General features: G+C 71.2%; 31 protein-coding genes, 1 tRNA gene and 1 pseudogene. 18 read left to right on the forward strand and 15 right to left on the reverse strand.

Features of this window, described 5'->3' with window-relative positions:
* Window positions 1-50: 50 nt before the first annotated feature.
* Together AC21LY_RS10880 and AC21LY_RS10885 are read right to left on the reverse strand one after the other, a co-directional pair.
* A complete protein-coding gene (locus AC21LY_RS10880) occupies window positions 51-2,102 on the reverse strand; it encodes an ATP-dependent DNA helicase (protein WP_489046486.1) in 2,052 nt (683 codons plus the stop codon).
* A gap of 149 nt (window positions 2,103-2,251) precedes the next feature.
* The gene (locus AC21LY_RS10885; protein WP_489046487.1) at window positions 2,252-2,902 is read right to left on the reverse strand and encodes a GntR family transcriptional regulator; all 651 of its coding nucleotides are present in this window, start codon (window positions 2,900-2,902) and stop codon (window positions 2,252-2,254) included.
* Between the two features lie 170 nt (window positions 2,903-3,072).
* Here AC21LY_RS10885 and AC21LY_RS10890 point away from each other — a divergent pair, with 170 nt between their 5' ends.
* Window positions 3,073-4,242, forward strand: a complete 1,170-nt coding sequence (locus AC21LY_RS10890) for an MFS transporter (protein ID WP_489046775.1) — start codon at window positions 3,073-3,075, stop codon at window positions 4,240-4,242.
* On the opposite strand, the gene AC21LY_RS10895 is transcribed toward AC21LY_RS10890, so the two are convergent.
* Window positions 4,158-5,114: a LysR family transcriptional regulator gene (locus AC21LY_RS10895; RefSeq protein ID WP_489046488.1), complete on the reverse strand. Its 957-nt coding sequence runs from the start codon at window positions 5,112-5,114 to the stop codon at window positions 4,158-4,160. The genes AC21LY_RS10890 and AC21LY_RS10895 overlap by 85 nt on opposite strands.
* Before the next feature lie 71 nt (window positions 5,115-5,185).
* Between AC21LY_RS10895 and AC21LY_RS10900 the strand changes: the two genes are divergently transcribed.
* The gene (locus tag AC21LY_RS10900) at window positions 5,186-5,560 is read left to right on the forward strand and encodes a nuclear transport factor 2 family protein (protein ID WP_489046489.1); all 375 of its coding nucleotides are present in this window, start codon (window positions 5,186-5,188) and stop codon (window positions 5,558-5,560) included.
* 46 nt (window positions 5,561-5,606) lie between these two features.
* Here AC21LY_RS10900 and AC21LY_RS10905 read toward each other — a convergent pair whose 3' ends face one another.
* The 8 genes from AC21LY_RS10905 to uraD form a co-directional block, all read right to left on the reverse strand.
* Window positions 5,607-6,731 (reverse strand): glycerate kinase, encoded by a 1,125-nt coding sequence (locus AC21LY_RS10905; protein ID WP_489046776.1) that lies wholly within the window; start codon window positions 6,729-6,731, stop codon window positions 5,607-5,609.
* A 24-nt stretch (window positions 6,732-6,755) separates the two neighbouring features.
* The gene (gene gcl, locus AC21LY_RS10910) at window positions 6,756-8,576 is read right to left on the reverse strand and encodes a glyoxylate carboligase (protein ID WP_489046490.1); all 1,821 of its coding nucleotides are present in this window, start codon (window positions 8,574-8,576) and stop codon (window positions 6,756-6,758) included.
* A 34-nt stretch (window positions 8,577-8,610) separates the two neighbouring features.
* On the reverse strand, window positions 8,611-9,492 hold the full coding sequence (locus AC21LY_RS10915) for a 2-hydroxy-3-oxopropionate reductase (protein ID WP_489046492.1): 882 nt from the start codon (window positions 9,490-9,492) through the stop codon (window positions 8,611-8,613).
* 50 nt (window positions 9,493-9,542) lie between these two features.
* Window positions 9,543-10,382: a hydroxypyruvate isomerase family protein gene (locus AC21LY_RS10920; RefSeq protein ID WP_489046493.1), complete on the reverse strand. Its 840-nt coding sequence runs from the start codon at window positions 10,380-10,382 to the stop codon at window positions 9,543-9,545.
* Window positions 10,383-10,625: 243 nt separating this feature from the next.
* The gene (locus tag AC21LY_RS10925) at window positions 10,626-12,002 is read right to left on the reverse strand and encodes a nucleobase:cation symporter-2 family protein (RefSeq protein WP_489046494.1); all 1,377 of its coding nucleotides are present in this window, start codon (window positions 12,000-12,002) and stop codon (window positions 10,626-10,628) included.
* Window positions 12,003-12,015: 13 nt separating this feature from the next.
* On the reverse strand, window positions 12,016-12,921 hold the full coding sequence (gene pucL, locus AC21LY_RS10930; protein ID WP_489046495.1) for a factor-independent urate hydroxylase: 906 nt from the start codon (window positions 12,919-12,921) through the stop codon (window positions 12,016-12,018).
* Window positions 12,922-12,926: 5 nt separating this feature from the next.
* Window positions 12,927-13,274 carry a hydroxyisourate hydrolase gene (uraH, locus tag AC21LY_RS10935; RefSeq protein ID WP_489046496.1) on the reverse strand — a complete coding sequence of 116 codons (348 nt, stop codon included), beginning with the start codon at window positions 13,272-13,274 and terminating at the stop codon, window positions 12,927-12,929.
* Window positions 13,271-13,792, reverse strand: a complete 522-nt coding sequence (gene uraD, locus AC21LY_RS10940; protein WP_489046497.1) for a 2-oxo-4-hydroxy-4-carboxy-5-ureidoimidazoline decarboxylase — start codon at window positions 13,790-13,792, stop codon at window positions 13,271-13,273. Before uraD ends, uraH begins: the two co-directional genes overlap by 4 nt.
* A 112-nt stretch (window positions 13,793-13,904) precedes the next feature.
* Here uraD and AC21LY_RS10945 point away from each other — a divergent pair, with 112 nt between their 5' ends.
* From AC21LY_RS10945 to AC21LY_RS10960, 4 genes are all read left to right on the forward strand, one after another.
* The gene (locus AC21LY_RS10945) at window positions 13,905-14,147 is read left to right on the forward strand and encodes a thiamine-binding protein (RefSeq protein ID WP_489046498.1); all 243 of its coding nucleotides are present in this window, start codon (window positions 13,905-13,907) and stop codon (window positions 14,145-14,147) included.
* On the forward strand, window positions 14,140-14,529 hold the full coding sequence (locus AC21LY_RS10950; protein ID WP_489046499.1) for a helix-turn-helix domain-containing protein: 390 nt from the start codon (window positions 14,140-14,142) through the stop codon (window positions 14,527-14,529). Before AC21LY_RS10945 ends, AC21LY_RS10950 begins: the two co-directional genes overlap by 8 nt.
* A gap of 82 nt (window positions 14,530-14,611) precedes the next feature.
* Window positions 14,612-14,899 carry a type II toxin-antitoxin system Phd/YefM family antitoxin gene (locus tag AC21LY_RS10955; RefSeq protein WP_489046500.1) on the forward strand — a complete coding sequence of 96 codons (288 nt, stop codon included), beginning with the start codon at window positions 14,612-14,614 and terminating at the stop codon, window positions 14,897-14,899.
* Between the two features lie 5 nt (window positions 14,900-14,904).
* Entirely contained in the window at window positions 14,905-15,351 is a 447-nt protein-coding gene (locus AC21LY_RS10960; protein ID WP_489046501.1) for a type II toxin-antitoxin system VapC family toxin, read from the forward strand.
* Between the two features lie 3 nt (window positions 15,352-15,354).
* Here AC21LY_RS10960 and AC21LY_RS10965 read toward each other — a convergent pair whose 3' ends face one another.
* Both AC21LY_RS10965 and AC21LY_RS10970 read right to left on the reverse strand, forming a co-directional pair.
* Window positions 15,355-15,930: an isochorismatase family protein gene (locus AC21LY_RS10965; RefSeq protein WP_489046502.1), complete on the reverse strand. Its 576-nt coding sequence runs from the start codon at window positions 15,928-15,930 to the stop codon at window positions 15,355-15,357.
* On the reverse strand, window positions 15,927-17,228 hold the full coding sequence (locus AC21LY_RS10970; protein ID WP_489046777.1) for a nicotinate phosphoribosyltransferase: 1,302 nt from the start codon (window positions 17,226-17,228) through the stop codon (window positions 15,927-15,929). The genes AC21LY_RS10965 and AC21LY_RS10970 overlap by 4 nt, the downstream gene beginning before the upstream one ends.
* A 51-nt stretch (window positions 17,229-17,279) precedes the next feature.
* Between AC21LY_RS10970 and clpS the strand changes: the two genes are divergently transcribed.
* From clpS to trbK, 11 genes and pseudogenes are all read left to right on the forward strand, one after another.
* Window positions 17,280-17,612, forward strand: a complete 333-nt coding sequence (clpS, locus tag AC21LY_RS10975; RefSeq protein WP_489046503.1) for an ATP-dependent Clp protease adapter ClpS — start codon at window positions 17,280-17,282, stop codon at window positions 17,610-17,612.
* Window positions 17,613-18,221: a DUF2017 domain-containing protein gene (locus tag AC21LY_RS10980; RefSeq protein WP_489046504.1), complete on the forward strand. Its 609-nt coding sequence runs from the start codon at window positions 17,613-17,615 to the stop codon at window positions 18,219-18,221.
* Window positions 18,222-18,264: 43 nt separating this feature from the next.
* Window positions 18,265-18,672 (forward strand): annotated as a pseudogene (locus AC21LY_RS10985) (M67 family metallopeptidase); the annotation flags it as partial.
* A gap of 6 nt (window positions 18,673-18,678) precedes the next feature.
* Window positions 18,679-18,951: a MoaD/ThiS family protein gene (locus AC21LY_RS10990; RefSeq protein WP_489046778.1), complete on the forward strand. Its 273-nt coding sequence runs from the start codon at window positions 18,679-18,681 to the stop codon at window positions 18,949-18,951.
* Complete coding sequence (locus AC21LY_RS10995) at window positions 18,948-19,916, forward strand: PLP-dependent cysteine synthase family protein (RefSeq protein WP_489046505.1); 969 nt, start codon at window positions 18,948-18,950, stop codon at window positions 19,914-19,916. Before AC21LY_RS10990 ends, AC21LY_RS10995 begins: the two co-directional genes overlap by 4 nt.
* A gap of 34 nt (window positions 19,917-19,950) precedes the next feature.
* The gene (locus tag AC21LY_RS11000; protein ID WP_489046506.1) at window positions 19,951-20,607 is read left to right on the forward strand and encodes a rhomboid family intramembrane serine protease; all 657 of its coding nucleotides are present in this window, start codon (window positions 19,951-19,953) and stop codon (window positions 20,605-20,607) included.
* Between the two features lie 28 nt (window positions 20,608-20,635).
* Complete coding sequence (locus tag AC21LY_RS11005; RefSeq protein ID WP_489046507.1) at window positions 20,636-21,397, forward strand: cyclic nucleotide-degrading phosphodiesterase; 762 nt, start codon at window positions 20,636-20,638, stop codon at window positions 21,395-21,397.
* Window positions 21,398-21,431: 34 nt separating this feature from the next.
* Window positions 21,432-22,214, forward strand: coding sequence for a ribonuclease PH (gene rph / locus AC21LY_RS11010; RefSeq protein ID WP_489046508.1), 783 nt, complete (start codon window positions 21,432-21,434; stop codon window positions 22,212-22,214).
* The gene (gene rdgB, locus AC21LY_RS11015) at window positions 22,211-22,855 is read left to right on the forward strand and encodes an RdgB/HAM1 family non-canonical purine NTP pyrophosphatase (protein WP_489046509.1); all 645 of its coding nucleotides are present in this window, start codon (window positions 22,211-22,213) and stop codon (window positions 22,853-22,855) included. Before rph ends, rdgB begins: the two co-directional genes overlap by 4 nt.
* A 9-nt stretch (window positions 22,856-22,864) precedes the next feature.
* Complete coding sequence (locus AC21LY_RS11020; protein ID WP_489046510.1) at window positions 22,865-24,103, forward strand: LCP family protein; 1,239 nt, start codon at window positions 22,865-22,867, stop codon at window positions 24,101-24,103.
* A gap of 68 nt (window positions 24,104-24,171) precedes the next feature.
* A complete protein-coding gene (gene trbK / locus AC21LY_RS11025) occupies window positions 24,172-24,453 on the forward strand; it encodes an entry exclusion lipoprotein TrbK (protein ID WP_489046511.1) in 282 nt (93 codons plus the stop codon).
* Between the two features lie 63 nt (window positions 24,454-24,516).
* On the opposite strand, the gene AC21LY_RS11030 is transcribed toward trbK, so the two are convergent.
* The gene (locus tag AC21LY_RS11030) at window positions 24,517-24,873 is read right to left on the reverse strand and encodes a hemophore-related protein (protein WP_489046512.1); all 357 of its coding nucleotides are present in this window, start codon (window positions 24,871-24,873) and stop codon (window positions 24,517-24,519) included.
* A gap of 598 nt (window positions 24,874-25,471) precedes the next feature.
* Here AC21LY_RS11030 and AC21LY_RS11035 point away from each other — a divergent pair.
* Window positions 25,472-25,681 carry a cold-shock protein gene (locus AC21LY_RS11035; RefSeq protein WP_489046513.1) on the forward strand — a complete coding sequence of 70 codons (210 nt, stop codon included), beginning with the start codon at window positions 25,472-25,474 and terminating at the stop codon, window positions 25,679-25,681.
* A gap of 62 nt (window positions 25,682-25,743) precedes the next feature.
* On the opposite strand, the gene AC21LY_RS11040 is transcribed toward AC21LY_RS11035, so the two are convergent.
* A tRNA-Leu gene (locus AC21LY_RS11040) sits at window positions 25,744-25,825 on the reverse strand.
* Between the last annotated feature and the right edge of the window lie 42 nt (window positions 25,826-25,867).

Genomic DNA, 25,867 nt, shown 5'->3' on the forward strand with positions numbered 1-25,867 from the left:
GGGGCCTGCGGCCCCTTCCGGTTGCTTCCGAACAGGTCCGCCGATCCGGCTCAGGCCTGCGCCAGCCGCTCCAGTGCCGCGACGGCGACATCGCGATTCGCGGTCTCCCAGAACGGGGGTAGGGAGGCGCGGAGGAACCCGCCGTACCGCGCCGTCGCGAGGCGCGAGTCGAGAACCGCGACCACGCCCTTGTCGTCGGTCGACCGCAGCAACCGGCCGACGCCCTGCGCCAGCAGCAGCGCGGCGTGGGTCGCCGCGACGGCCATGAAACCGTTGCCGCCCCGCGATTCGACGGCGCGCTGCCGGGCCGTCAGCAGCGGATCGTCGGGGCGGGGGAACGGGATCCGGTCGATGAGTACCAGGGACAGCGACGGACCCGGCACGTCCACGCCCTGCCACAGGCTCAACGTGCCGAACAGGGAGGTGGCGGGGTCGGCGGCGAAGTCGCGCACCAATTGGCCGGTGTTGCCCTCGCCCTGGCACAGGATCGGGGTGTCGATCCGCTCGCGCAGCGCCTCGGCGGCGGCCTTCGCCGCGCGGGTGGAGCTGAACAGGCCCAGGGTGCGGCCGCCGGCCGCGGTGATCAGCGTCTCGATCTCGTCGAGGACCGCGGGGTTGGTGCCGTCGCGGCCCGGCGGCGGCAGCTTCGTCGCGACGTAGAGGATGCCCGAGCGCGGATAGTCGAAGGGCGAGCCCACGTCGAGGTGGCTCCACTCGATCGAGGCATCCGGCTTCTTCCCCGTCGCGAGCGCCGGGTCCCGGTCCGGTTCCTTCGACGGTGCGGCGTCCGCGCCGCCGGCGCGCGGGAGGCCCCACGAGCCGGCCACTGAGTCGAAGGCGCCGCCCACCGCGAGCGTCGCGGAGGTGAGGATCACCGTCGACTCGCCGAAGAGGCGGGTGCGCAGCAGCCCCCCGACGGATAGCGGGGCGACGTACAGGGTCCGGCGGAAACCGCCGCCGCGGGTGGGCACGTCGGAGGTCCAGACCACGTCGCGGCGCTTCGCCTCGTCCGGCTCGTCGAAGGCGGTGAGCACGCGGACCGCGGTGTCGTGCACGTCGTCGAGCGCGGTCAGCGCCGCGCTGCGCGCCGCCGCCGCGTCCGAATCGAGGCCCGCGCCGCGCGCGGGACCGATGGCGGTGCGGGTCGCCCACGCGGCGTCGCGGACGGCGGCCAGGGCGGGCCCGGCACCGTCGGGCAGGCCGAGCCAGCGCCGCGTGCCGGAGTCCTCGAGGAGATGGGTGAGTCCCTCGGAGGCTGCGACGAGGGCGTCGGCGATCTCCTCCTCGACGAGCTTGCCGGCGCGCCGGGCCGCGGCCGCGACGGTGGCTCCGGTGAGCTCCGCGGTGGCGACGGAGGTGACCCGGTCGACCAGCTCGTGCGCCTCGTCGACGACGACGGCGTCGTGGTCGGGCAGGACCTTGACCTCGGTCATGGCGTCGATGGCGAGCAGGGCGTGGTTGGTGACCACCACGTCCACCTGGCCGGTGCGTTTGCGGGCGGCCTCGGCGAAGCAGTCCTGGCCGTAGGCGCAGTTCGTGGCGCCGAGGCACTCGCGGGCGCCCACGCTGACGAGGCGCCAGGACTGATCGCTCACGGCGGGGGTGAGCTCGTCGCGGTCGCCGGTCTCGGTGTCGCTGCTCCACTCGCGCAGGCGCTTCATCTCGCGGCCCAGTCGCGAGGCGGCGAACGGATCGAAGAGCTCCTCACTGTCCGGCTCGGAGGCCACCGAGCTGTGCAACTTGTTCAGGCACAGGTAGTTTCCGCGCCCCTTGAGGATGGCGAACTCCGGCTCGCGGCCCAGGTCCTTCTTCAGCGTCTTCGCCAGGCGCGGCAGGTCACGATCGACCAGCTGCTGCTGCAGGGCGATGGTCGCGGTGCTCACCACGACCGTCTTGCCGGAGGTGACGGCGTGCCGGATCGACGGCACCAGGTAGGCCAGCGACTTGCCGGTGCCGGTGCCGGCCTGCACGGCGAGGTGCTCGCCCGTGTCGAGGGAGTGGGCGACGGCCGCGGCCATCCGCATCTGGCCCTCCCGCTTGCTGCCGCCGAGCGCGGTGACCGCGGTGTCCAGCAGTTTCGGCACGATCGGCGGTTCGGTCACCCGGAGAGCCTACCGGTCCGGTGGTGTGACGATCTCGCACTGCGGCCCGGTGGCGCGGGCGAGTCGGTGGTCGAGGGTGACTCGGATGAACGGAACGACCTGGACCGGAGGCGCATGTGGCGCCGGTTCTCGCCGCTGCCGCGAGGGTTCTAGAGATGCGGAGCGCCGGTGCCGTAGCTGTCGCGCTGGTGGGCGTCGAGGAGCCGCGTGAACTCGACGGTGTCACCGGCGACCGCCGCAGCGAGAACCGCACGGTGATCGGCGAGCACCTGCTCGGCGTCGCCGATGATCCGGCCGGAGTGGTGCGTCAGCGAGAACCGCTGGCGGTCCCGCAGCCGGGCGTAGGTCGTCGACATCAGCTCGTTGTCCGCCAGGTCGACGAAGGCGTTGTGGAAGGCCATGGCTGCCTCCGCGAAGGCCGCGAAGTCGCCCGCGTGGAGCGCGCGTTCCTGCTCCCGGAGGTTGGGTCGCATCCGTTCGGCGAGCGCGCGGCGCCCGGCCTCGTCGGAGTGGAAGACGCCGGCGGATTCGAGGGCGAGGCGCACCTGCGCGGATTCGCGGATCTCCCGTGGCGAGAGCCCCTGCACCTGCGCGCCGCGCTGGGCGTAGATGCGGACCCAGCCCTCCTCCTGCAGCCGCGCCAGCGCGGCCCGCACGGGGGTGCGGCTCATCGAGAGCTCGGCGGCCAGTGCGTTCTCGCTCAGCATCGCGCCGGGCGCCAGGTCGCCGCCGACGATCGCGTCGCGGATGTGCGCGTGTGCTCGTTCCGCGGCCGTCGGGGCACCGTCGGTCGTCGGCATGCCGCACCTCCACTCGTCGATCCGTCCGGACCCCTGGACGGTACCGGGGTCAATGGGATACAACTAGGATACAAGTTGAGACGAGGTGGGAAGTGGATACGACGAAGCTCGACGTCGAAGCGGTGGAGGAGCTGCGCGAGCGCGTGCAGCGGCGGACGCTGGCGGTGGTCATGGCCGGGCAGGTGCTCGGCGGCGCGGGACTCGCCGCCGGTATCACCGTCGGCGCGCTGCTCGCGCAGGACCTGCTCGGCGCGGCGTCGCTCACGGGACTCCCGGTCGCCATGTTCACCATCGGCTCGGCGTTCGCGGCGTACCTGGTGGGCCGGATCAGCCAGCGCGTGGGGCGCCGGGTAGGGCTCGCGGCGGGCTTCGCCGCCGGCGCCGCGGGTGCGGCCGGCGTGGTCCTCGCCGCGGCGATCGGCAATGTGCCGCTGCTGTTCGCCTCCTTCCTCGTCTACGGCGCGGGGACCGCGACGAACCTGCAGGCCCGCTACGCCGGCACCGATCTCGCGACGCCGGCGCGGCGGGCGACGGCGATCAGTCTCGCCCTCGTCTCGACCACGATCGGCGCGGTCGCGGGGCCGAACCTCGTCGCGCCGCTCGGCACGCTGGCCCGCGCTCTCGGGCTCCCGCCACTGGCGGGCCCCTTCCTGCTCGCCGCGGCCGCCTACGCCGCCGCGGGCGTCGTCCTGTTCCTCTTCCTGCGGCCCGACCCACTGCTCCTGGCCCGCGACCTGGGTGCCGCGCCGGGTGACCGGATCGCCGCCGAGCGGCCCGCCGGCGGCACGCACCCGGCGGCCCACCTCGGGGCGGCGGTGATGGTGGTGACCCAGGTCGCGATGACCGCGATCATGACGATGACGCCGGTCCACATGCAGGCGCACCATCACGGGCTGGGCGCGGTCGGCATGGTGATCGGCCTGCACGTCGCGGGTATGTACCTGCCGTCGCCGGTCACGGGCCTGCTGGTCGACCGCGTCGGGCGGATCCCGATGGTCGCGGTCTCGGCGGCCGTGCTCGCGGCCGCGGGCCTGCTCGCCGCGCTCGGCCCGGGCGAGAGCCTGTGGGCGAACATCGTCGCGCTGGTGCTCCTCGGAATCGGCTGGAACATCGGCCTGGTGGCCGGCACCGCGCTGGTGGTCGACGGCACGGAGCTTCCCGACCGCGCGCGGGTGCAGGGCAAGGTCGACGTGCTCATCGCGCTCGCGGGCGCCGGCGGCGGCCTCGCCTCCGGCGCGGTCGTCTCGGCGTGGACCTACCCCGCGCTCGGCCTCGGCGTGGCCGCGCTGACGGTCGTCGCGCTCGCCGCCGCCGCGGCCCGCTGGCGGCCGGCGGCCTGATCCGGGGCGAGGTGCTCCAGGAGGGTCCTGGTCATCGCGCCCGCTGCGGCCGACGGTGCCGCCCCGGTCGCGAGGGACAGGTGGGTGCGCGCGGAGCGCGCCAGCGGCACCGTCGTCAATCCCGGGCGACCGGCGCTCATCGTGGGGGTGAGGACGGCGACGCCCGCGCCGAGCCCGGCCAGGGTGAGCAGGGCGTCGGGGGAGTGCGCCTGCACCGCCGGGGTGACGGTGACCCGCTCGGCCCCGCAGGTGGCCTCCAGCGCCGCGCGCACCCCGGTACCGGCCGGCAGGCACAGCACGGTCTCGGTGGCGAGATCGGCGCAGCTCACCGAGGCCCGGCCGGCCCAGGGGTGGGTATCCGGGACCACGGCGGCGAGCGGTTCGCGGATGAGCGTGGTGGTGGCCGGGCCCGCCGGCAGCGGCGCGGCGTGCGCGACCAGCGCGACGTCCAGGTCACCGGTTCCCAGGTCGTCGATCAGCCCGTCGGAGTTGCCCTCGATCACCTCGACGGTGACCGCCGGGTGAGCCGCTCGGAAGGCGGTGAAGCCGCGGAGGTAGCCGGGGATGGTGCACCCGATGACGGTGCCGAGCCGCACGTGCCCGCGGACCAGCCCGCTGAGCTCCTCGGCGGTCGCGGCCAGGGAGGCCGTGGCGGCGAGCGCGGCCCGCGCGTGCGGGAGCAGGGCCAGGCCCTCCCGGGTGGGCGTGGCGGTGCGCGGGCCCCGGCTGAGCAGGCGGTGCCCGACCTCCCGTTCCAGCTTCGCGATCTGCGCCGACACCCCGGACTGGCTCACGTGCAACTCCTCCGCGGCCCGCGTGAACGAGCCGCGATCAGCCACCGCGACGAGGTAGCGCAGCTGGTGCAGTTCCATATCCATTGATGCTAGCTGTCATAAGATCCAGCTGTTGGACGTATGGAACGCGCGGCCGCAGGATGAATCACATGACCGAGAACACGAACGCCCCCGCCCGTACGCCCCGCGAGATCGCGGAGCTCTACCTCGACTGCTGGCAGCGCAAGGACTTCGGCCCGCTGCGCCCGTATCTCGCGCCCGATGTCACGTTCGACGGCGTCTTCGGCTCCACCCGGGGCGTCGACGACTTCCTGGCCGGTCTCGCCGGGATGGCCGCCGGGATCACGGCCGTGGCGGCGCGCCTGCGCCTCGCCGATGACACCGACGTGATCACCTGGTTCGACCTCACCATGGGGTCCGCCCCCGCCACTGCGACGGTGAACTGGACGCACGTGGAGAACGGGCTGATCACCGCGGTCAACGTGACCTTCGACCCGCGCGAGATCCTCGCGGCCTCAGCCTGATCCGCCCGCCCGGCAGGGCGGGCCCGACGGTCGACCGTCCGACCGGTCAGACCCGCTCCGCGGTCCCGGCGATCGAACGCCCGACCTCGCGCAGCAGCGCGGCGGCGTTGGCCATCGATCGGGCGGCGTCGGGTTCGAGGCTCGCCAGCGCCACGGCATCCCTGAATCCGGCGGTGCGGATCTGCTCGGCGGTGAGCGCACTGCGGCCCGCCACCGCGATCACCGGCACGTCCGCCGCGCGGGCCGCGGCGGCCACTCCGACCGGCGCCTTGCCGTGCAGGGACTGCTCGTCGAGCGAGCCCTCGCCCGTGATCACCAGGTCCGCCTGTCGCACCTTCGCGTCGAAATCGGCGAGCTCCAGGACGATCTCGACGCCCGGCCGGGCGGACGCGCCGAGCACGGCCATCGCGCCGAAGCCCGTGCCGCCGGCCGCGCCCGCGCCCGGCACGTCCCGCAGGTCGCTGCCGGTGGCCGCCGCCACGACGTCCGCCCAGGTCTCCAGGGCACCGTCGAGCAGAGTGACCTGCGACGGGTCGGCGCCCTTCTGCGGACCGTATACGGCGGCCGCCCCGTGCGGTCCGAGCAGCGGGTTGTCGACGTCGCACGCGAGGGTGAACCGCGCGGTCCGGGCGGCGGGCAGTAGGCCGGACAGGTCGAGCCGCGCCGCCTGCAGGAGCGCGGTGCCGCCCGGGCGGACGCTCTCCCCGGCGCGGTCGACGATCCCGGCACCGAGCGCCTGCAGCATGCCGGCGCCGCCGTCGGTCGACGCGCTCCCGCCCAGGCCGAGGACGATCTCGGTCGCGCCGTGCTCGAGGGCGTGCCGGATCACGGTCCCCAGGCCGAAGGTGGTGGCGCCCAGGGCGTCCTGCACGCCGTCGGGCAGGAGTTCGAGGCCGACCGCCGAGGCCAGCTCCACCACCGCCGCCGGGCCGCGGCGGGCGTAGGACGTGGTGTGCGCGGCCCCGGTCGGCCCGGTGGTCTCCACCTCGACCCGATCCCAGCCCGCGGCGACGGCGGCGTCGACGGTGCCGTCGCCGCCGTCGGCGATGGGGGCGCGCACGCACACCCACTCGGGGGCGACGTCCGCGATGCCGAGCGCCAGGGCGTCGGCGACACCGGCGGCGGACAGCGAACCCTTGAACTTGTCGGGCGCGAGCAGCACCCGTGTCACCTGGCGGGTCACGTCACCGTCCGCCTAATCCAGCAGGAGCAGGGCGGTGGGGGCGTCGGCGCCGGCGGACGCCAGCTCCTCGAACTCGGCGACGTTGTCGAGCTCGGTGCCCATCGCGATGTTCGTGACCCGCTCCAGGAAGATCTCGACGACGACCGGCACCTTGTGCTCGCGGGCCAGCTCCTGCGCACGCACGAGGGCGGGCGCGATATCGGCCGGATCGGTCACACGCAGTGCCTTGCAGCCGAGCCCCTCCGCCACCTTCACGTGGTCCACGCCGTATCCCTTGGGCGCCATCGGCATCGGGTCCGAGCCGTCGGTGCTGTGGGCGTCGCTGACCTCGGAGTTGATGTTGTCGAAGCCGAGCTGGACCTGGAAGTCCATGTCGAAGGCGCGCTGCGCCTGGCGGATCAGGCCCAGGTAGGAGTTGTTCACCACCACGTGCACGTAGGGCAGGTTGAACTGCGCCGCGACCGCCAGTTCCTCGATCATGAACTGGAAGTCGTAGTCGCCCGAGAGCGCCACCACGTCGGTGCCGGGCTGCGCCTTCACCACGCCGAGCGCGGCGGGGATGGTCCAGCCGAGCGGGCCGGCCTGGCCGCAGTTGATCCAGTGCCGCGGCTTGAAGACGTGCAGGAACTGGCCTCCGGCGATCTGCGAGAGCCCGATGGTGCTCACGTACCGGGTGTCCCGCCCGAAGACCCGGTTCATCTCCTCGTAGACCCGCTGCGGTTTGACGGGGATGTCGTCGAAGTGGGTGCGGCGCTGCATCGTCCGCTTGCGCTCGGCGCACGAGAAGACCCAGTCGGAGCGGTCCGGCAGCGTGCCCGCCGCCCGCCGCTCGCGGGCCACCTCGACCAGGGCCTCGAGGGCGGCGCCGGCGTCGGAGACGATGCTGTAGTCGGGGGCGAAGACCCGGCCGATCTGCGTGGGGTCGATGTCGATGTGCACGAAGGTCCGGCCCGCGCGGTAGACGTCGAGCCCGCCCGTGTGCCGGTTGGCCCACCGGTTGCCGATGCCCAGCACGAAATCGGAGGCCAGCATCGTCGCGTTGCCGTAGCGGTGCGCGGTCTGCAGGCCCACCATGCCCGCGGCGAGCCGGTGGTCGTCGGGGATGGTGCCCCAGCCCATGAGGGTGGGGATCACCGGGACGTCCAGCAGTTCCGCCAGCTCCACCAGCTTGTCGGAGGCATCGGCGTTGATGATGCCGCCGCCGGCCACGATGAGCGGACGCTCCGCGGCGGCCAGCAAGTCCAGCGCCTTCTCGGCCTGCGCGCGGGTGGCGGTCGGCTTGTGCACGGGCAGCGGGGTGTAGGTGTCCGGGTCGAACTCGATCTCGGCGAGCTGCACGTCGATGGGCAGGTCGATGAGGACCGGGCCGGGCCGACCCGAACGCATGAGGTGGAAGGCCTGTGCGAAGACGCCCGGGACCTGGGCGGGTTCGAGCACGGTGACGGCCATCTTGGTGACGGGCTTCGCGATCGACGCGATGTCGACCGCCTGGAAGTCCTCCTTGTGCAGGCGCGCCACCGGCGCCTGCCCGGTGATCGCGAGGATCGGGATGGAATCGGCCATCGCGGAGTACAGGCCGGTGATCATGTCGGTGCCTGCGGGGCCGGAGGTGCCGATGCACACGCCGATGTTGCCGGCGGCGGCGCGGGTGTAGCCCTCGGCCATGTGCGAGGCGCCCTCGACGTGGCGGGCGAGCACGTGGCCGATGCCGCCGTGCGCGCGCATCGCGGCGTAGAAGGGATTGATGGCGGCGCCCGGGACGCCGAACGCCTGGGTGGCGCCCTCGAGCTCCATGATCTTGACCGCGGCTTCGGCGGCACGCATACGAGCCATGATGGTTACTCCAATGGTCTTGAACTGGAAGGGGTTACTGGGCGCGGCCGGAGAGGCGCTCGACGCCGCGGAAGAGGCCGGAATGGTCCAGCCCGCCGTCGCCGACGGCGCGGGCCGAGGCCATCAGCTGGGCGACGACGGCGGCCAGCGGGGCGATCACGCCGGCCTCGCGGGCGGCGGAGGTGTAGATGCCGAGGTCCTTGTGGTGCAGCTCGATCCGGAAGCCGGGGTCGAACGAGCGGTCCAGCATCTTCTGCGCCTTCTGGTCGAGGACGGCCGAGCCGGCCAGTCCGCCGCCGAGCACCTTCACGGCCGCGTCGGTGTCCACGCCGTACGCCTCCAGGAAGACGATGGCCTCGGCGAGCAACTGGATGTTGCCGGCCACGATCAGCTGGTTGGCCGCCTTCACGGTCTGACCGGCACCGTTCGGACCGACGTGCACGATGGTCTTGCCGACGACGTCGAGGACGGGCCGTGCCGCGGCGAAGTCCTCCTCGCTGCCGCCGACCATGATCGACAGCGCGGCGTTGACCGCGCCGGCCTCCCCGCCGGACACGGGTGCGTCGATCAGGCGGAAGCCGCGCTCGGCGGCCTGCGCGGCGAGTTCGGTCGTGACATCGGGCCGGATGCTGGAGAAGTCGATGACGAGGGCACCGGCCGGGGCGCTGTCGAAGACCCCGCCCTCGCCGGCCAGGACGGCCTGGACGTCGGGCGAATCCGGCACCATCACGCAGACGACCTCGGCGTCCGCCACCGCCTCGGCGATGGAGGCGGCCGCGCGGCCACCCGCGTCCACGAGCGGCTTGGTGCGCTCCGGGGAGCGGTTGAAGCCGGCCACGGTGTGTCCGGCGTTCGCGAGGTGGACGGCCATGGGGCTGCCCATGATGCCGAGTCCGATGAAGGCGATGTTCGTCATGAGGTTCCTTGTCGGGTCGATCGGAGGGGATCGGATGTCTGGGGGCGGGCTCAGGAGGACGCGGCGGCGATGCGCGCTCCGCGCTGCTCGCGGGGGAGCCAGGCGAAGGGGTCGGCCTGGGTCTGCTTGTACTCCAGGCTGATCGGTCCGGCGTAACCCACGCGTGCGAGGTGGGCCAGGTGGCCGTCCAGGTCGAGGGTGCCCGTGCCGGGCTCGCCGCGGCCGGGATCGTCGGCGATCTGGACGTGCCCGATCAGGCCGGCGTGCGCGTCGATGGCGGCCGAGACGTCGTCGCCGTTGGCCTGCAGGTGGTACAGGTCGGCGAGCAGGCGCAGCGAGTCGACACCGGACTGCTCCCGGACCCGGTCGATCACCGCGACCGCGTCCGCCGCCGTGAGCAGCGGGTACCGCGGGGCGCCGCTCACGGGCTCGATCAGCACGATGGAGTCGCGCTCCGCCGCCGCGCGGCCGGCCACGGCCAGGTTCTCGGTCGCCACCGCGTCCTGCTCGGCCGGATCGACACCGTCGATCCGGTTGCCGTACAGCGCATTGAAGGCGCGGGTGCCGAGGCGCTCGCCGATCCCCAGGGTGACGTCGATGTTGTCGCGGAACTCGGAGACGCGGGCGGGGTCGGAGAGCAGGCCGCGCTCGCCGCCCGGCATGTCGCCCGCGGCGAAGTTGAGGCCCGTGAGCTGGACGCCCGCATCGGTGATGGCGGTGACGAAGGCGTCGACCTGGCGGTCGGTCGGTACCGCGGTGGGGAAGGGCCACCAGAACTCGACGGCGTCGAAGCCGGCCTCGCGGACCGCGCGGGGGCGCTCGAAGAGGGGGATGTCGGCCAGCAGGATCGAGCAGTTGACCGTGTACTTCGCGGGTGCGTTGGCGCTCATGAGGGGCTCCTTCTTCAGACAGACGTACGGTGGTGCAGGTTCTGGCGAGGTCTGTACGACCTGCTAGCTTTCGCCTGTTGGAATGACCTGTTCCGTACAATGGAATTGTGGCATGTGATGGGGGTCACGTCAACACCTTCCGGCAACTTTCCGCGGCGGACTGCCGGCGCCGGGGACGACGAAGCCGGAGTGCGCGAGGGGCGCACTCCGGCTTCTGCGGGGTCGACGGTGCCGGGCCGGCGGTCAGTCCCCGTCGGGCACGGGATTGCCGCGTTCGTCGCGGGCCGCGGCGAACACCGAGACGTCGGGCCGATTGCCCGCCGTGATCTCGTTGAAGACGATGTTGAGCAGTACCGCGACCACGGCGGCGGCGCTGATGCCCGAGTGCATGACGGTGCCGACGGCGGTGGGGAAGGCGTCCCAGAACTTCGGTGCCGCAACGGGGATCATGCCCACGCCGATCGCGACGGCGACGAGCACCATGTTGAGATTGCCGTCGTAGTCCACGCGGGAGAGGGTCTTGATGCCGCTCGCGGCGACGGAACCGAAGAGCACCAGGCCCGCTCCGCCCAGGACCGGATAGGGGATCGCGGCCACGACGCGGCCCACCACGGGCAGCAGCCCGAGCAGTCCCAGGATGACGCCGCCCATCGCGACCACGTACCGGCTCTTGATCCCGGTGAGGGCGACCAGGCCCACGTTCTGGGCGAAGGCGCTGCACGGGAAGGCCCCGAACAGCGGCGCGATCGTGGTGGAGGCCATGTCGGCCCGGAGGCCGTTGGCGACGCGCTTGCTGTCCACGGGCGACTTGATGATCTCGCCGATCGCGATGATGTCCGCCGTCGTCTCCGTCATGATCACCAGGATCACAATGGTCATCGAGATGATCGCGCCGAGCTGGAAGACGGGAGTCCCGAAGTGCAGCACCGGCGGGGGCGAGAAGATCGGTCCCGAGCCGACCTTGGAGAAGTCGACCTTCCCGAGCGCGGCGGCCACGAGCGTGCCCACGATGATGCCGATCAGGATCGACAGCCGGGAGATGGCGCCCTGGAAGAGGCGACTGATCACGAGGATGATCAGGACCGTGAGACCGGCCAGCCCGATGTTGGCCATCGTGCCGAAGTCCTTCGCCCCCGCCCCGCCCTGCGCCCAGGTGAAGGTCACCGGAAGCAGGGACAGGCCGATCACCGTGATGATGGTGCCGGTGACCACGGGTGGGAAGAAGCGCACCAGTTTCGCGAAGACCGAGCTGAGGACGAGGCCGATCAGGCCGGCGACGATGATCGCGCCGAAGATCGCGCGCACGCCGCCGTTGTTGGCGATCGCGACCATCGTCGAGACACTGGCGAAGGAGAGTCCCTGGACGATCGGGAGTTTCGCTCCGAACGGGCCGAAGCCGATGGTCTGCAGGATGGTCGCGAGCCCGCTGACGAAGAGGCCGGCGGTGACCAGCAGGCCCACGTCGGTCGCGGAGAGCCCGGCGGCGGTGCCGACGATCAGCGGCGGCGCGATGACGCCGCCGTACATCGTGAGGATGTGCTGCGTGCCGTAGAGGAGGAGTTTGCCGAAGGGCAGCTTCTCGTCCTCGGGGCGCTGGACGGTCTCGGTGGCGGTGGTCATGGTCGTCGCCTACCTAGCAGAATCCGGGAACGCCGTGCCACGCCGAGCCGGCGTCGGGGGCGTCGTCGCGGACGACGCTGGCCTCGATCAGGCCGTACGGGCGGTCGGCGGCGATGAACACCTCGCCGGGGTTCTCCACACCGAAGGGGGAGAGGTCCACCAGGAAGTGGTGCTTGTTCGGCGCCGAGAACTTGATCTCCGCGACCTCGGGGTGATTCTCCAGGACCGCCTCGCCCATGCCGTACAGGGTCTGCTGCAGCGCCTTGCTGTGGATCTCGGCGAAGCGCTGGAGCATGATCGCGCGGATCGAGTCGAAGGAGGCGTCCCAGTCCACGTCGGTGTGGGCGTAGCGCCACTTGGCGACCAGGGAGGTGGCGAGGATCCGGTCGTCGGTCTCCTGCAGCGTCGTGTACTTGTCCTTGAGGAAGCCGTGGAACTCCGAGCCGGTGGACTTGAGCAGCGTCAGATCGTGGATACCGGAGACGACGTACGCGCTGCGGTCGGCGCCGCGCCCGTCGACGTTGACCACGGTCGACCGGACGCCGCCGCCGGCGCGGACGAAGGCGTGGTCGTGGCCGGCACCGTCGACCTGGATGCGGTCCCACGGGTACTCGTGCACCTCGATGCGGGCACCGTCGGCCTTGGGGGTGGAGTCGATGAAGTGGCCGCCGAGCGTGAGGGCGTAGTCCTCGATCGCGCCGATGCCCTTCTCCTTGGCGAAGGCGAAGGCGGTGTTCTTCTGGGTGTCGGTGGGCAGGACCGCCCCCTGGTCGCCGCTGATGTGCGCATCGCGGAAGTCGCCGCGCAGAGCCGAGGAGACGTTGAGGTCGCGGATCGTGTGCCGCGGGGTATCGCGGTAGATCCGCACCACGCGGTTCTCCGCCTTGCCGTACTGGTTGGGGCCCAAGTGGATTGCCATGGCGGTCAGCTTCCTTTGTAGGTGGAGTAGTGGAACGGGCTGAGGAGGAGGGGGACATGGTGGTGGGGCACGGCACCGTCGACCGCCTCGAGGCGGAAGACGATGGAGACCTCCGGGAAGAAGTTCTCCTGGCCGGTCGCCGCGGCGTAGGCCGCGGTGTCGAAGGTCAGGCGGTGGACGCCGGCGGGCAGGTCGTCGGGACCGAGGTCGCGGATGCGGCCGTCGTCGTCCGTGACCCCGTGCGCGACGGGCAGGGCGGTGCCGTCCGGCCCGATCCGTTCGAGCCGGATCGGGACCCCGGCGGCGGGGACACCGCGTGCGGTGTCGAGGACGTGGGTGGTGACGGTGCTCATGGGCGCCTTTCTCCGAGTTCGTCTTCCAGTTCCAGTACGCGGGCGAGGCGGCGCAGTGCGATGCCGCGCAGTTCGGCGGCCACCTCGGCGGCCTCGGTCTCCGGCGTGTTCTCCAGGCGCCGGTGCAGCTGCGTGAGGACAGTCTGCGCGTCCAGGCCCGCCGCGTTGATCAGGAAGACGCGGTCGAACCGCTCCTCGTACGCGCGGTTGCCGGCGAGCAGCGCCTCCCGGGTCTGCTCATCGGTCGCGACGCCCGACTGCTCCTTGCGGGACCAGGCCGCCTCGGTCGAGGCGCCGGCGGCGCGTTCGCCGATCCGCGGGTGCGCCGCGAGGGCGCGGTCCACGTCGGCGGGGGTGAAGTCGAGTGCTGCGGTGCCGGCTACCCGGAGGACGTCGGAGGCGTCGGCGTAGGGCCGCCCCGCAAGTACCGCGTCGCTCCACGAGCGCACATCGCAGCACGCGAGTAACGTCGCCCGGAGTTCGCCTTCGGGCGCCGAGTTGAAGTCTTCAAGGTCCATCTGACCTGCCTTCTTTCGGTCTGCGGAAGATGTTTTCCACTGAATGAAGAATGACATGTGATCTGAGTCACGTCAACAGTTTGTTGAAAATTCGTCCGGATACCATGCTGACATGCGTCTGAGCGCGGAGTTCACCAGCGAACCCTTCGAGGGTGAGGGCGAGATCCCCTCGCATGCGGTGCGGGCCGTCGAGGTGCTCCGCGCCCGCGGCCTGGAGCACGACTTCGGTCCTCTCGGCACGTCGGTGGCGGGGGATGCGGCTGCGGTGCTCGATGCGCTCCGCGAGGCCCTGGCGGGATCGTTCGCCGGTGGCGCCACGCGGATCACGATCCAGATCGACCGCGCCGATGACTGAGCCGAGGGCGGATCCGAGCCTCGAACATCCGCTGGTCGAGGCGGTCCGTGAGCTCGTCGCGCGACTGGATGCGCAGTTCGTCGCGCCGGACGCGCTGCGGCGCGGGGACATTCCCCTGGTGTGGGACGGGGAGACCGTGGCCGGAGTGCGGTTGCCGGCGGTCGAGGTGCAGGCCGGGGATCTGGACTCGCTGCTGGCCACGCTCGCCGGCGAGATGGGCTCCCCGCTGGGCGAGCTGGACCGAGCCGGGAAGCAACGGGCCGTGCGGCTGCTCGAGGAGCGCGGCGCCTTCGCCTATCGCAAGTCGGCGGAGGCGGTCGCCGAGGCGCTCGGCGTGACCCGCTTCACGGTCTACAACTACCTCAACCGGATCCGGGGCTGAGGCCGGCGAGGTTTCGGACCTGGGCCTCGGCCTCCGGCGTGAGTCGATTGTACCGAGCTGTACAGTGTCGTACGATCGAAGGGTGATCACCGTCAGTGCGAGCGAGGCGCGGCAGACCCTGCCCGCGCAGTTGGATCGGGTCGAGGCGGGGGAGCAGGTGCGGATCACCCGGCACGGCAAGGTGGTCGCGGTGCTGGTCTCGCCGGATGATTTGCGTTCCCCCCGCGCCGCAGCTCTCCGGGCGGAGGCGGACGAGATCGGCCGGCGCCTGGAAGAGGCGCGGTGCCGTCCGCTGACGACGGCACCGCTCTCCGACGCCCGCGCTGAGGAACTCGTGCGTGCGGTACGTGAGTCCCGAGAGTCTCGGTAACTGCGATGTTCGCATTCGACGCCGATGTGCTGATCTATGCCGCGATCACGGACCATCGGCTCGGCCGGCGGGTGTCACCGTTGTTCGGCGAAGCGGCCGGCGTGGATCCTGCCGGTATCGGCTCGGTTCTTCTTCTCGCGGAGGTTCTCACGAAACCGATGCGGTCCGATCCGCAATCAGCGGAGACGTTCGCGTTGACCGAGTTGCTCGGCCGGCTCGACCTGTTGCCGCTCGATGAGACGACAGTGCGTGCATCGCTGACACTCGCGGTGAAATACGGGCTCAAAGCGCCGGACGCTGCCCACCTCGCGACAGCGATCCTCGCCGGCGCCGACCGCTTCCTGACCAACAACCGCAAGGACTTCCCGAAGTCGATCAGTGAGATCGACATCGTCTATCCGGACGATCTTCCGGACCCTGTCGACGATCCCGACAGCGGCCCGGTCGAATGATCGTCAGGCCACGGTGATGCCGGCGGCGGTGAACTCCGCCAGGGCGGCGCGGGTCGACTCCTCGGCGACGCCCGCGGTGTAGCCGGCGAGCACGCGCACCGTCAGGCCCGCCGTCCGGGCGTCGAGGGCCGTGGCGCGCACGCAGTAGTCGGTGGCGATACCCACCACGTCGACCGACGAGACCTCGTGCGCCGCGAGCCATTCCGCGAGTGAGGCGCCGTCGGCGTCGTGGGCCTCGAAACCCGAGTACGCCGCCGAGTACGCGCCCTTGCTGAACACCGGGACCGGCGCGGGCAGCCGCAGGTTCGGATGGAACGCCGCGCCCTCGGTCCGGGCCCGGCAGTGCACCGGCCAGGAATCCACGAAATCGGGCGTCGCGGAGAAGTGCGCGCCGGGATCGATGTGCCAGTCCCGGGTCGCGACGACCAGGGGATAGGAGTCCAGCAGATCGTCGTGGATGCGGCGCGCCACCTGCGCCCCGCCCGCGACGGCGAGTGAGCCGCCCTCGCAGAAGTCGTTCTGCACGTCCACGACGATGAGTGCGTCGCTCCGCTCCGCGGCGATGAGTGCCGTGCTCATGAGCGCTCCTCGAACCGGGTCGGGATGGCGGGCTCGCCGTTCGACAGGCCCAGGCCCTCCCAGGGGAGGGAGACCAGGGCGTCGCGCAGGTGCGCGCGGGCGTCCTCGAGGCCGGGCAGGCCGTCGACCTGCTCGCCTCCGCGCACCAGCGGGATCTGCAGCGGCGTCGCGGTCAGGTGCGCCGGCACCGCGGGCGTGGTGCCGGGCCGGTGCAGCACCTCCTCGACGATCGTGCCGGTGCTGCGCGCGAAGCGCGTCGCGCGCTTCTCGCCGCCCTGGGTCTCCTTGTGCGAGCTGCGCTTCGCGACCGGCAGGCCGTCGACCTGCACGAGTTTGTAGACCATCCCGGCCGTGGGCGCACCCGAACCGGTGACCAGCGAGGTGCCCACGCCGTAGACGTCGATGGGCTCGGCCCGCAGGGCACCGATCGCGTACTCGTCCAGATCGCCGGAGACGACGATCTTCGTCTTCGTCGCGCCCAGGCCGTCGAGCTGCGAGCGCACCTGCCGCGTGATGATGCCGAGGTCGCCCGAGTCGATCCGGACCCCGCCGAGTTCGGGGCCCGCGGCGCGGACGGCGCGGTTGACGCCCTCCGTGATGTCGTAGGTGTCCACCAGCAGCGTGGTCCCCGGCCCCTGCGCGGCGACCTGGGCCGCGAAGGCGGCCTCCTCGTCGGCGCCGTCCGGGCCGGTGTGCAGCAGGGTGAAGGCGTGCGCCGCCGTTCCGCCCGACGGCACGCCGTAGGTCCGGGCCGCCTCCATGTTCGACGTCATCGTGAACCCCGCGAGATACGCGGCGCGAGCGGCGGCCACCGCGGCGCGCTCGTGCGTGCGCCGCGAGCCCATCTCGATCAATGGGCGCCCGGCCGCGGCGGAGACCATTCGTGCCGCGGCGGAGGCGATCGCGCTGTCGTGGTTGAGAATGGACAGGATCAGCGTCTCCAGGATCACGCCCTCCGCGAAGCTGGCGCGCACCGTCAACAGGGGAGAGCCCGGGAAGTACAGCTCGCCCTCGCGATAGCCGTCGATCTCGCCCGTGAACCGGTAGTCCCGCAGCCAGGCCACCGTCTCGGCGTCGAGGAAACGCTCGACGATCGCGAGCTCGTCGGGCCCGAACCGGAACCGGCGGAGCTCGTCGAGGACTCGCGCCGTGCCCGCCACGACGCCGTACCGCCGACCCGCGGGCAGGCGTCGGGCGAAGACCTCGAAGACGCACGGGCGGTGCGCCGTGCCGTCCCGCAGCGCCGCCGCCAGCATCGTCAGCTCGTACTGATCGGTGAGCAGGGCCGAACTCCGCAAGGGGATGTCGGTCCCGTTTTCATCTACCGTCACACTGGGTACCCTAGAACCATGACCGACAGCAGCGCAGCGGCACCGGGAGGTCCTGGAGGCGCCGCCGCCCAGCCCGGCACGTCAGCGGTGCTCGAACGCGAGACCGACGAGGCGATCGACAAGCCCTGGGTCACCGTCGTCTGGGACGATCCCGTCAACCTCATGTCGTACGTGACCTTCGTGCTGCGCAAGCTCTTCGGGTTCAGCACGGCCAAAGCCAAGGAACTGATGATGCAGGTGCACACCGAGGGGAAGGCCGTGGTCTCCACGGGCGACCGCGACAAGGTGGAGGCCGACGTCCGCAAGCTGCATGCGGCCGGCCTGTGGGCGACGATGCAGCGCGACGGCTGAGTGCGTAACTGGCAGGCGAAGCGGGGCGTGCGCGGCGACGTCCGCTTCGTCTCGAAGATGGATCCGGAGGAGGTCGGCCTCGTCCGGTCCCTCGTCGGCTCCCTGATCGAACTCTTCGACGAGCGGGAGGACTCGGCCCCGCACGACGACCTCGCCGAGCTCACCGGGCTGCGCACCGGCCACGCCGAGCCGCCGCAGGAGGCGGTGCTTCAGCGCCTGCTGCCCGACTTCTACCGGACCGACGCGAACGCGCCGGGCGCGACCGACGCACCGTCGGGCGAGCTGGCGCGCGACCTGAACGGGGCACTGCGGTCGCTCAACGAGCCCGAGGTGATCGACGCCAAGCGGGCCGCCGCGCAGACGGTCCTCGCCACGCTGCCCGAGCGGGCGGGCACCGTGACCCTCACCGAGTCCGAGGCTCAGGACTGGTTGACCTGCATCAACGACCTACGGCTCGCACTCGGGACCCTGCTCGGGATCACCGCCGATCTGCCGGACGGTCCGTCCTCCGACGACCCCGGCCGGGTCGGTCACGTCGACGTCTACCACTGGCTCTCGGCGATGCTCGACGTGCTGGTCTCGGTGATGCTCGAGCGCGAGGCGGAATAGCCCCGGGCCCGGCGCGGTTGTTCGGGTCGTGACCGAGACGGGCCTGACCATCCGGCGTGAGCTGGTGGAGAAGATGATCGCGCATGCGCGCCGCGACCACCCCGACGAGGCGTGCGGCATAATCGCCGGGCCCGAGGGCTCCGACCGGCCCGAGCGGCTGATCGAGATGGTCAACGCCGAGCGCTCGCCCACCTTCTACCGGTTCGACTCGGCCGAGCAGCTGCGCGTCTGGCGCGAGATGGAGGCGCGCGACGAGGAGCCGGTGGTCGTCTACCACTCGCACACCGCGACCGAGGCGTACCCGTCGCGGACGGACGTGAGCTTCGCGTCCGAGCCGAACGCCCACTACGTGCTGATCTCCACCCGCGACGAACTCGGCCCCGAGGCCGAGGTCCGCAGTTACCGCATCGTCGACTCCGTGATCACCGAAGAGTCCGTCCACATCCTGGAGGAAAAGATGTCCGTCACCGTCTCCATCCCGACCATCCTGCGGCCGCTCACGGGCGATGCGAAGCGTGTGCCCGCCGAGGGTGCGACGCTCGCCGCCGTCATCGACGACCTCGAGACCCGGCACGCGGGGATCAAGGACCGGCTCATCGCCGACGGGGCGTTGCACCGGTTCGTCAACGTCTACGTCGACGACGAGGACGTCCGGTTCACCGGCGGGCTGGACACCCCCGTCGCCGACGGCGGCACCGTCACGGTGCTTCCCGCGGTTGCGGGCGGATGAGGTTCGACTCCCTGCTCGACTCGCTGGGCGGGACGCCGCTGGTCGGGTTGCCGCGCCTGTCGCCCCGCTGGGCGGACGCCGACGGCGAGCCGCACGTCCGGCTGTGGGCCAAGCTCGAGGACCGCAACCCGACCGGGTCGATCAAGGACCGCCCGGCACTGCGGATGATCACCGAGGCCGAGAACGACGGCAGGCTGCACCCCGGCGACACGATCCTCGAACCCACCTCCGGCAACACCGGGATCAGCCTCGCCATGGCGGCCAAGCTCAAGGGCTACCGGCTGGTGTGCGTGATGCCGGAGAACACCTCCGCCGAGCGGCGGCAGCTGCTCACCATGTACGGCGCCGAGATCATCTCCTCGCCCGCCGCCGGCGGGTCGAATCGGGCCGTCGCCGAGGCGAAGAAGCTTGCCGCCGAGCACCCCGACTGGGTGATGCTCTACCAGTACGGCAACCCCGCGAACGCCCGCGCCCACTACACCGGGACGGGGCCGGAGCTGCTCGCCGATCTCCCCGAGATCACGCACTTCGTGGCCGGGCTCGGCACCACCGGCACGCTCATGGGTACCGGGCGCTACCTGCGCGAGCACGTGCCCGGCGTGCAGATCGTCGCGGCCGAGCCGCGGTACGGCGAGCTCGTCTACGGCCTGCGCAACCTCGACGAGGGCTTCGTCCCCGAGCTCTACGACGAGTCCGTGCTCACCCGCCGGTTCTCGGTGGGCGCGTACGACGCGGTGCGCCGGATGCGGCAGCTCATCGACGACGAGGGGATCTTCGCCGGCGTCTCCACGGGCGGTGTGCTGCATGCTGCGCTGGGCGTCGCGAACAAGGCCCTGGCGGCCGGGGAGCGAGCGGACGTGGCCTTCGTCGTGGCCGATGCGGGATGGAAGTATCTGTCGACCGGGGCGTACGACGGTACGTTGGAGGACGCGGAGGACGCCCTCGACGGCCAGCTCTGGGCGTGAGCCGATCGGCCTCCGCTCGCGCGAGGAGGTCGCCATGACGGTTTCTCAGAACGACGGTGTCCGGCGCTCGGTGACGAGCCGGGTCGCGGGCAGTACGGGCGGCAGGTCCGCGATCGCCGTCGTGATCTTCGTCGCGGCGCTGTGGTTGATCGAGGTCGTCGACACGGCCGCAGGCAACTCCCTCGACCAATGGGGCATCCATCCCCGCGAGAGCGGCGAAGCCATCCGCGGTATCGCGCTCGCACCGCTGCTGCACGGGGGCTGGGAGCACCTGGCGGCGAACAGCGTTCCCGCCCTGATCCTCGGCTTCCTCGGCCTGGTCGCCGGCGCGGGCCGGTTCCTCCTCGCCACCGCGATCATCTGGCTCTTCTCCGGGGTGGGCGTGTGGCTCACCGGCGGTACGCACACCGTGGTGATCGGCCTCTCGGGTGTGCTCTTCGGGTGGATGACCTACCTCGCGGCACGCGGGCTGTTCACCCGCAAGCCCCTCGACCTCGTGGTCGGGGTGGTGCTCATGGTGCTCTACGGCGGCATGCTCTGGGGTGTCCTGCCCGGTCAGCCGGGCGTCTCGTGGCAGGCGCACCTGTGGGGAGCGGTCGGCGGCGTCCTCGCCGCGGTGCTCCTCGGCCGCCGGGCCCGCAGCGGGTCGGGACCGGACAATTCTCGTCAGCTCGGCGCGATTGCCTCGTGAGGATCGCGGATCTGGCAGCATGTGCTTCATGCGTCTCACCATCCTCGGGTGTTCCGGCAGTGTCGGTGGTCGACGATCGGCATGCTCGGGGTATCTCCTGGAGGTGGACGGCCACGAGCCCGTGGTGATGGACTTCGGCCCCGGTGTGCTCGGTGAGCTGCAACAGCGCGTCGACCCGAACACCGCCACGGTGATGCTCTCGCACCTGCACGCCGACCACTGCCTGGACCTGCCCTCGCTCCTGGTGTGGCGCCGCTACCACCCGCAGCCCGCGTCCGGTCGGGCGCGGCTGATCGGGCCCGCGGACACGCCCGAGCGGATCGGCCGCGCGTCCGCCGAGACGGCGGCGATGCTCGACGACATCTCCGACACCTTCGACTTCTCCGCCTGGGCGGAGGGGGAGGACCACGCGGTGGGCGGATTCACGGTGCGCCCGTTCCGGATGTTCCACCCGCCGGAGTCGCACGGGCTCCGGATCACCGCGCCCAGCGGGAAGGTGCTCGCCTACACCGGCGACACCGGCGTGTGCGACAACCTCGTCGAGCTGGCCCGCGGCGCGGACGTCCTGCTGGCGGAGGCCAGTTGGACGCACGACCCCGACAACCGGCCCGTCGGCGTGCACCTGTCCGGCGTGGAGGCGGGGCAGGCGGCGGCCGATGCCGGCGTGGGGCGGCTGCTGCTCACCCACATCCCGCCGTGGACGTCGCGCGAGGCGGTGCTCGCGGAGGCGCGGTCGGTCTACGACGGCCCGGTCCACGCGGTCAGCGGCGGCGACGTCTTCGAGCTCTGAGGCCGGCCTCGGCCGGAGACGATAGGCTGGGCGCGTGAGCAGACGCGCAGACGGCAGGGCCGACGACGAACTCCGCCCGGTGACCATCACCCGGGGATTCACCCAGAACCCCGCGGGATCGGTGCTGGTGGAGTTCGGGAACACCAAGGTGCTCTGCACCGCCAGCGTCGAGCTGGGGGTGCCCGGATGGCGCCGCGGTTCCGGCCAGGGCTGGCTGACCGCCGAGTACGCGATGCTGCCCGGCGCCACCCACGAGCGCAGCCGCCGCGAGTCCACCAAGGGCAAGGTCGGTGGCCGTACGCACGAGATCTCGCGCCTGATCGGGCGGTCCCTGCGCGCCTGCATCGACCTCGCGGCCCTCGGCGAGAACACGATCGCGATCGACTGCGACGTGCTCCAGGCCGACGGTGGCACGCGCACCGCGTCGATCACGGGCGCCTACGTCGCACTGTGCGATGCCGTCACCTACCTGGGGGCGGCCGGCAAACTGACCGACCCGCAGCCGATCTCGTGCGCCATCGCCGCCGTCTCGGTGGGCGTCGTGGACGGCCGCGTCCGGCTCGACCTTCCGTACGAGGAGGATTCGCGCGCCGAGGTGGACATGAACGTCGTCGCCACCGATACCGGCACGCTCGTCGAGGTGCAGGGCACGGGGGAGGGCGCGACCTTCGCGCGCACCACGCTCGACTGGATGCTCGACTCGGCGATCGCCGGCGCGGAGAAACTCTTCGCCGTGCAGAAGGAGGCGCTCGCCGCGCCGTATCCCGGTGTGCTGCCCGAGTCCGGCGGCGAACAGAAGAAGAAGTTCGGTCAGTGACCGCGCGGCTGCTGCTCGCCTCCCGGAACGCCAAGAAGCTCCGTGAGCTGCGGCAGGTGGTCGCGGACGCGGGCATCGTCGGGCTCGAGATCGTGGGCCTCGACGAGGTACCGCCCTTCGAGGAACTGCCCGAGGACGCACCGTCGTTCGAGGGGAACGCACTGATCAAGGCCCGACAGGGCTACGAGCGGACCGGACTGCCCTGTCTCGCCGACGATTCCGGCATCTGCGTCGATGCCCTGAACGGGATGCCCGGCGTGCTGTCGGCGCGCTGGTCGGGTCGGCACGGCGACGACGCCGCCAACACCGTGCTGCTCCTCGCGCAGATCTCCGATACCCCCGACGAGCGGCGGGGCGGGGAGTTCGTCTCGGCCTGCGCGCTGGTCAGCGGTCCCGGAGAGGCCGGCCAGGTCACGGTGCGCGGCACCTGGCGGGGCACGATCCTGCGCGAGCCCAGGGGCGACGGGGGCTTCGGATACGACCCCGTCTTCCTGCCCCTCGGCTCGGACCGCACGGCGGCCGAACTGAGCGCGGAGGAGAAGAACGCGATCAGTCACCGGGCGCGGGCGCTCGCGCAGCTGGTCGAGCCGCTGCGGGCGCTCGCGGCGCGCATCCCCGAGGAGGGCCCCTCCACGCGGTAATGTCGCCGCGTGAGGAGCAGACCGTCCGGGATGCGTGGTGGCCGCGTGGCCGTCGCGCTGCTGTCCGTCGTCGTGCTCGCCGTCACCGGGACCGTCTGGTGGAGCACCAATCTGGTGATCGGCGGGTTCAACGTCTCCCGCGCGCTGGCCGAGGCGAAGGTCGCGAGATCCACCGGGGGCGCGAAGAACATCCTGCTGATGGGCCTGGACACGCGGCGCGACCAGAACGGTGACGCGCTGCCCGCGGACGTGCTCCGGCAGTTGCACGCCGGTACCAGCGACAACGGCGGCTACAACACCAACACCCTGATCCTGATGCACGTGCCGGCCGACGGGAAGAAGGTCACGGCCTTCTCGATCCCGCGCGACGACTACGTGACCTTCGTCGGCGTCGAGTCGCGGAAGAAGGGGAAGATCAAGGAGGCCTACGGCACGCGGAAGGCCGAGGTCGAGGACAAACTGGTGGCCAAGGGCGTCAAGGACCGCAAGGAACTCGAGAGCAAGGCCCGGGAATCCGCGCGCGCAGCGACGATCGCCACCGTCGGCCGGCTGGTCGGGGTGCCGATCGATCACTTCGCCGAGGTCAGCCTCGTCGGCTTCTACGACCTGGCGCAGACGCTCGGCGGCGTCGAGGTGTGCCTTAACAAGCCGGTGCACGACAGCTATTCCGGCGCGGCCTTCCCCGCCGGCCGGCAGAAGCTCAATGCGGCGCAGTCGCTCGCCTTCGTCCGTCAGCGGCACGGGCTCGCCGACGGCGATCTCGACCGCACCCACCGGCAGCAGGCCTTCATCGCCGGGGTCATGGTGCAGTTGCAGAAGCAGGGCGTCTTCGGCGACATGCGCAAGCTCCAGTCGCTGATCGCCGTGGCGCAGAAGGACGTCGTGGTCTCCGACGGGTGGGACCTGCAGGAGTTCGCGCAGCAGGCCGGGCAGATCGCGGGAACGAACCTCACGTTCACCACGCTGCCGGTGCTCGGCTACTCGATGATCGACGAGCAGTCCGTGAACCTCGTGGACCCCAAGGCCATCCGCGCGCAGGTGCAGAAGGCCTTCGGGCAGTCCGTGCCGACGCCGGACGACGCCGACACCGCTGCCGAGCCCACGGCCGACGCGACCCCCGCCCCGCACCCCGTCGGCTACACCGTGCCGCGGGCCCCGAGCACCACGACCGCGGCGCCGACAGCGGCAGGCCCCGTGCCCGACGCGGGAACCACCCTGCGCGGCGGTGAGATCCCCTGCGTGGACTGATTGGTTTCGACGGTTCGCGGGTACGGTCTACAGGTCCGAAACCGACGAGTGTGAAGCAGGTGCAGATCATGACGCGATCCACAACCAGTGTCCGAATCGGAGCGGCGGTGCTCGCCGTCGCGGCGCTCACCCTGACCGGGTGCACGAAGCAGGGCGGCGACACCACGTGCGAGAACTACCAGAAGATGTCGGACTCGGATCAGCGCGAGCAGGTGACCAAGCTGTACAAGGATAAGCACGGCGACGAGCCCTCGGCGATCATCGTGAGCGGCCTGCAGCAGCAGGCGATCGTCTTCTGCAAGACCACGGGTAAGCCCGATTCCAAGATCAAGGAGATCCCGATCTCCTGATCCGCCGCGACGAAAGGCGCCGCCTCCCTGGGGAGTCGGCGCCTTTCGCGGCTCCGGGGCCGGTCAGTACTGCGAGCAGGTGGCGGCCACGACGCCGATCGTGTGATTGATCCTGCCCTCGTTCTGCGTGTAGTACGCCGCGAGCTGCGGGTTCTGCCGACCGAGTTCATGGATGCGCGCCGTGCGCTCGGCCGGTGGCAGGGTGAGGATCCGCTCCGCCTCGGCGCGGCCGCCCGGGACCCGGTTCACGGCCGTGGCCGCCTCGGGTGCGACGGCCATCAGGGCGCGTTCGACCTGTCCGACGGTGCACTTCGTCCCGGGTACCGGGTCCGACGGTGCCGCCTGCGCCATCGCGGCGGGGGCGAGGATCAGCGCGCCGGCGGCGCCGGCGGTCGCGGCGATCTTCCAACGAGTGAGCATGGTGTTCTCCTTTCGGTGGTCGCTCGGCCGGTCTGTGGACGCGGTCCGAGCTACGGAATCGAACGTACCCAGGCGGTACTGAGTCCAAACGAAGAGAACTCATAGGCATTCACAGACGGTGACATCGCGGCCGGACGAAAAACCGGCGTCGCCTGGGGTTTCTTCCATGAGAAACTGTGAGAAGGATTTTTCGAACGACATCCTCCGTCGTCGTTTTCGCTCTGTCGATTGAACCGCAGTGTGGTAGCGGGGCGCGGCGTGCCCGGTCCTGGTAGACAGGGGTGATGAGAGAACAACGAGATGGGGCGCCCCGGCGTCGACGGAAGTGGCCGTGGATCGTCGGTGCCGCGGTCGCTGCGCTGCTGGCGTGGAGCATGAGCTGATCGACCGTGTGCTGCGGCCGCCTGGCCATCGTGCTGTGTTTCTGTTATGGTGGAGTCGGTTGATTTTCTTGGTGGTTCGTTTTCGCGAAGATTTTCCGCGGCGGACAGATCCCGAACTCCGTGAGTAGTTTCCGGTTGCTTTGTTTCGCGTACCTCCGCACACCCAGGGCCGAAAGATTCGGTCCTGCACCTTTGATACTCAGGAGAGTAATCGCATGGCTCAGCAGGGCACCGTCAAGTGGTTCAACGCCGACAAGGGCTTCGGGTTCATCACCCCGGACGCCGGCGGCAAGGACCTCTTCGTCCACTTCTCCGGCATTCTCGGCAACGGCGGCTTCCGCAGCCTCAACGAGAACGACCGCGTCAGCTTCGAAGAGGAGGCCGGCGACCGCGGCCCGCAGGCCGTCGCCGTGCAGACCGTCTAGCACAGGCTTCCACGCCCTTCGGCGTAGCCGGGGTGGACACCGGTACTCCGCGGGATGGACGGTGCGCCCGGGGAGACTTGAACTCCCACACCCGGAGGTACTGGAACCTAAATCCAGCGCGTCTGCCAATTCCGCCACGGGCGCATGCGGCAGGGAGGAAGCCACCTGCTGCGGCGCACGTCACCC

The sequence above is a fragment of the Tsukamurella sp. II2bb genome (assembly GCF_057815145.1).

Coding starts and splice junctions, on each gene's coding strand:
- AC21LY_RS10990 (WP_489046778.1), top strand. CDS start 18,679: ATGTCCGTCACCGTCTCCATCCCGACCATCCTGCGGCCGCTCACGGGC.
- AC21LY_RS10965 (WP_489046502.1), bottom strand. CDS start 15,930: ATGAGCACGGCACTCATCGCCGCGGAGCGGAGCGACGCACTCATCGTC.
- AC21LY_RS10950 (WP_489046499.1), top strand. CDS start 14,140: ATGACTGAGCCGAGGGCGGATCCGAGCCTCGAACATCCGCTGGTCGAG.
- AC21LY_RS10995 (WP_489046505.1), top strand. CDS start 18,948: ATGAGGTTCGACTCCCTGCTCGACTCGCTGGGCGGGACGCCGCTGGTC.
- pucL (WP_489046495.1), bottom strand. CDS start 12,921: ATGGCAATCCACTTGGGCCCCAACCAGTACGGCAAGGCGGAGAACCGC.
- AC21LY_RS10960 (WP_489046501.1), top strand. CDS start 14,905: ATGTTCGCATTCGACGCCGATGTGCTGATCTATGCCGCGATCACGGAC.
- AC21LY_RS10890 (WP_489046775.1), top strand. CDS start 3,073: ATGGCCGGGCAGGTGCTCGGCGGCGCGGGACTCGCCGCCGGTATCACC.
- uraD (WP_489046497.1), bottom strand. CDS start 13,792: ATGGACCTTGAAGACTTCAACTCGGCGCCCGAAGGCGAACTCCGGGCG.
- AC21LY_RS11005 (WP_489046507.1), top strand. CDS start 20,636: ATGCGTCTCACCATCCTCGGGTGTTCCGGCAGTGTCGGTGGTCGACGA.
- AC21LY_RS11000 (WP_489046506.1), top strand. CDS start 19,951: ATGACGGTTTCTCAGAACGACGGTGTCCGGCGCTCGGTGACGAGCCGG.
- AC21LY_RS10900 (WP_489046489.1), top strand. CDS start 5,186: ATGACCGAGAACACGAACGCCCCCGCCCGTACGCCCCGCGAGATCGCG.
- AC21LY_RS10885 (WP_489046487.1), bottom strand. CDS start 2,902: ATGCCGACGACCGACGGTGCCCCGACGGCCGCGGAACGAGCACACGCG.
- trbK (WP_489046511.1), top strand. CDS start 24,172: ATGACGCGATCCACAACCAGTGTCCGAATCGGAGCGGCGGTGCTCGCC.
- AC21LY_RS10920 (WP_489046493.1), bottom strand. CDS start 10,382: ATGAGCGCCAACGCACCCGCGAAGTACACGGTCAACTGCTCGATCCTG.
- AC21LY_RS10915 (WP_489046492.1), bottom strand. CDS start 9,492: ATGACGAACATCGCCTTCATCGGACTCGGCATCATGGGCAGCCCCATG.
- AC21LY_RS11035 (WP_489046513.1), top strand. CDS start 25,472: ATGGCTCAGCAGGGCACCGTCAAGTGGTTCAACGCCGACAAGGGCTTC.
- AC21LY_RS10945 (WP_489046498.1), top strand. CDS start 13,905: ATGCGTCTGAGCGCGGAGTTCACCAGCGAACCCTTCGAGGGTGAGGGC.
- AC21LY_RS11030 (WP_489046512.1), bottom strand. CDS start 24,873: ATGCTCACTCGTTGGAAGATCGCCGCGACCGCCGGCGCCGCCGGCGCG.
- clpS (WP_489046503.1), top strand. CDS start 17,280: ATGACCGACAGCAGCGCAGCGGCACCGGGAGGTCCTGGAGGCGCCGCC.
- uraH (WP_489046496.1), bottom strand. CDS start 13,274: ATGAGCACCGTCACCACCCACGTCCTCGACACCGCACGCGGTGTCCCC.
- gcl (WP_489046490.1), bottom strand. CDS start 8,576: ATGGCTCGTATGCGTGCCGCCGAAGCCGCGGTCAAGATCATGGAGCTC.
- AC21LY_RS10895 (WP_489046488.1), bottom strand. CDS start 5,114: ATGGAACTGCACCAGCTGCGCTACCTCGTCGCGGTGGCTGATCGCGGC.
- AC21LY_RS10925 (WP_489046494.1), bottom strand. CDS start 12,002: ATGACCACCGCCACCGAGACCGTCCAGCGCCCCGAGGACGAGAAGCTG.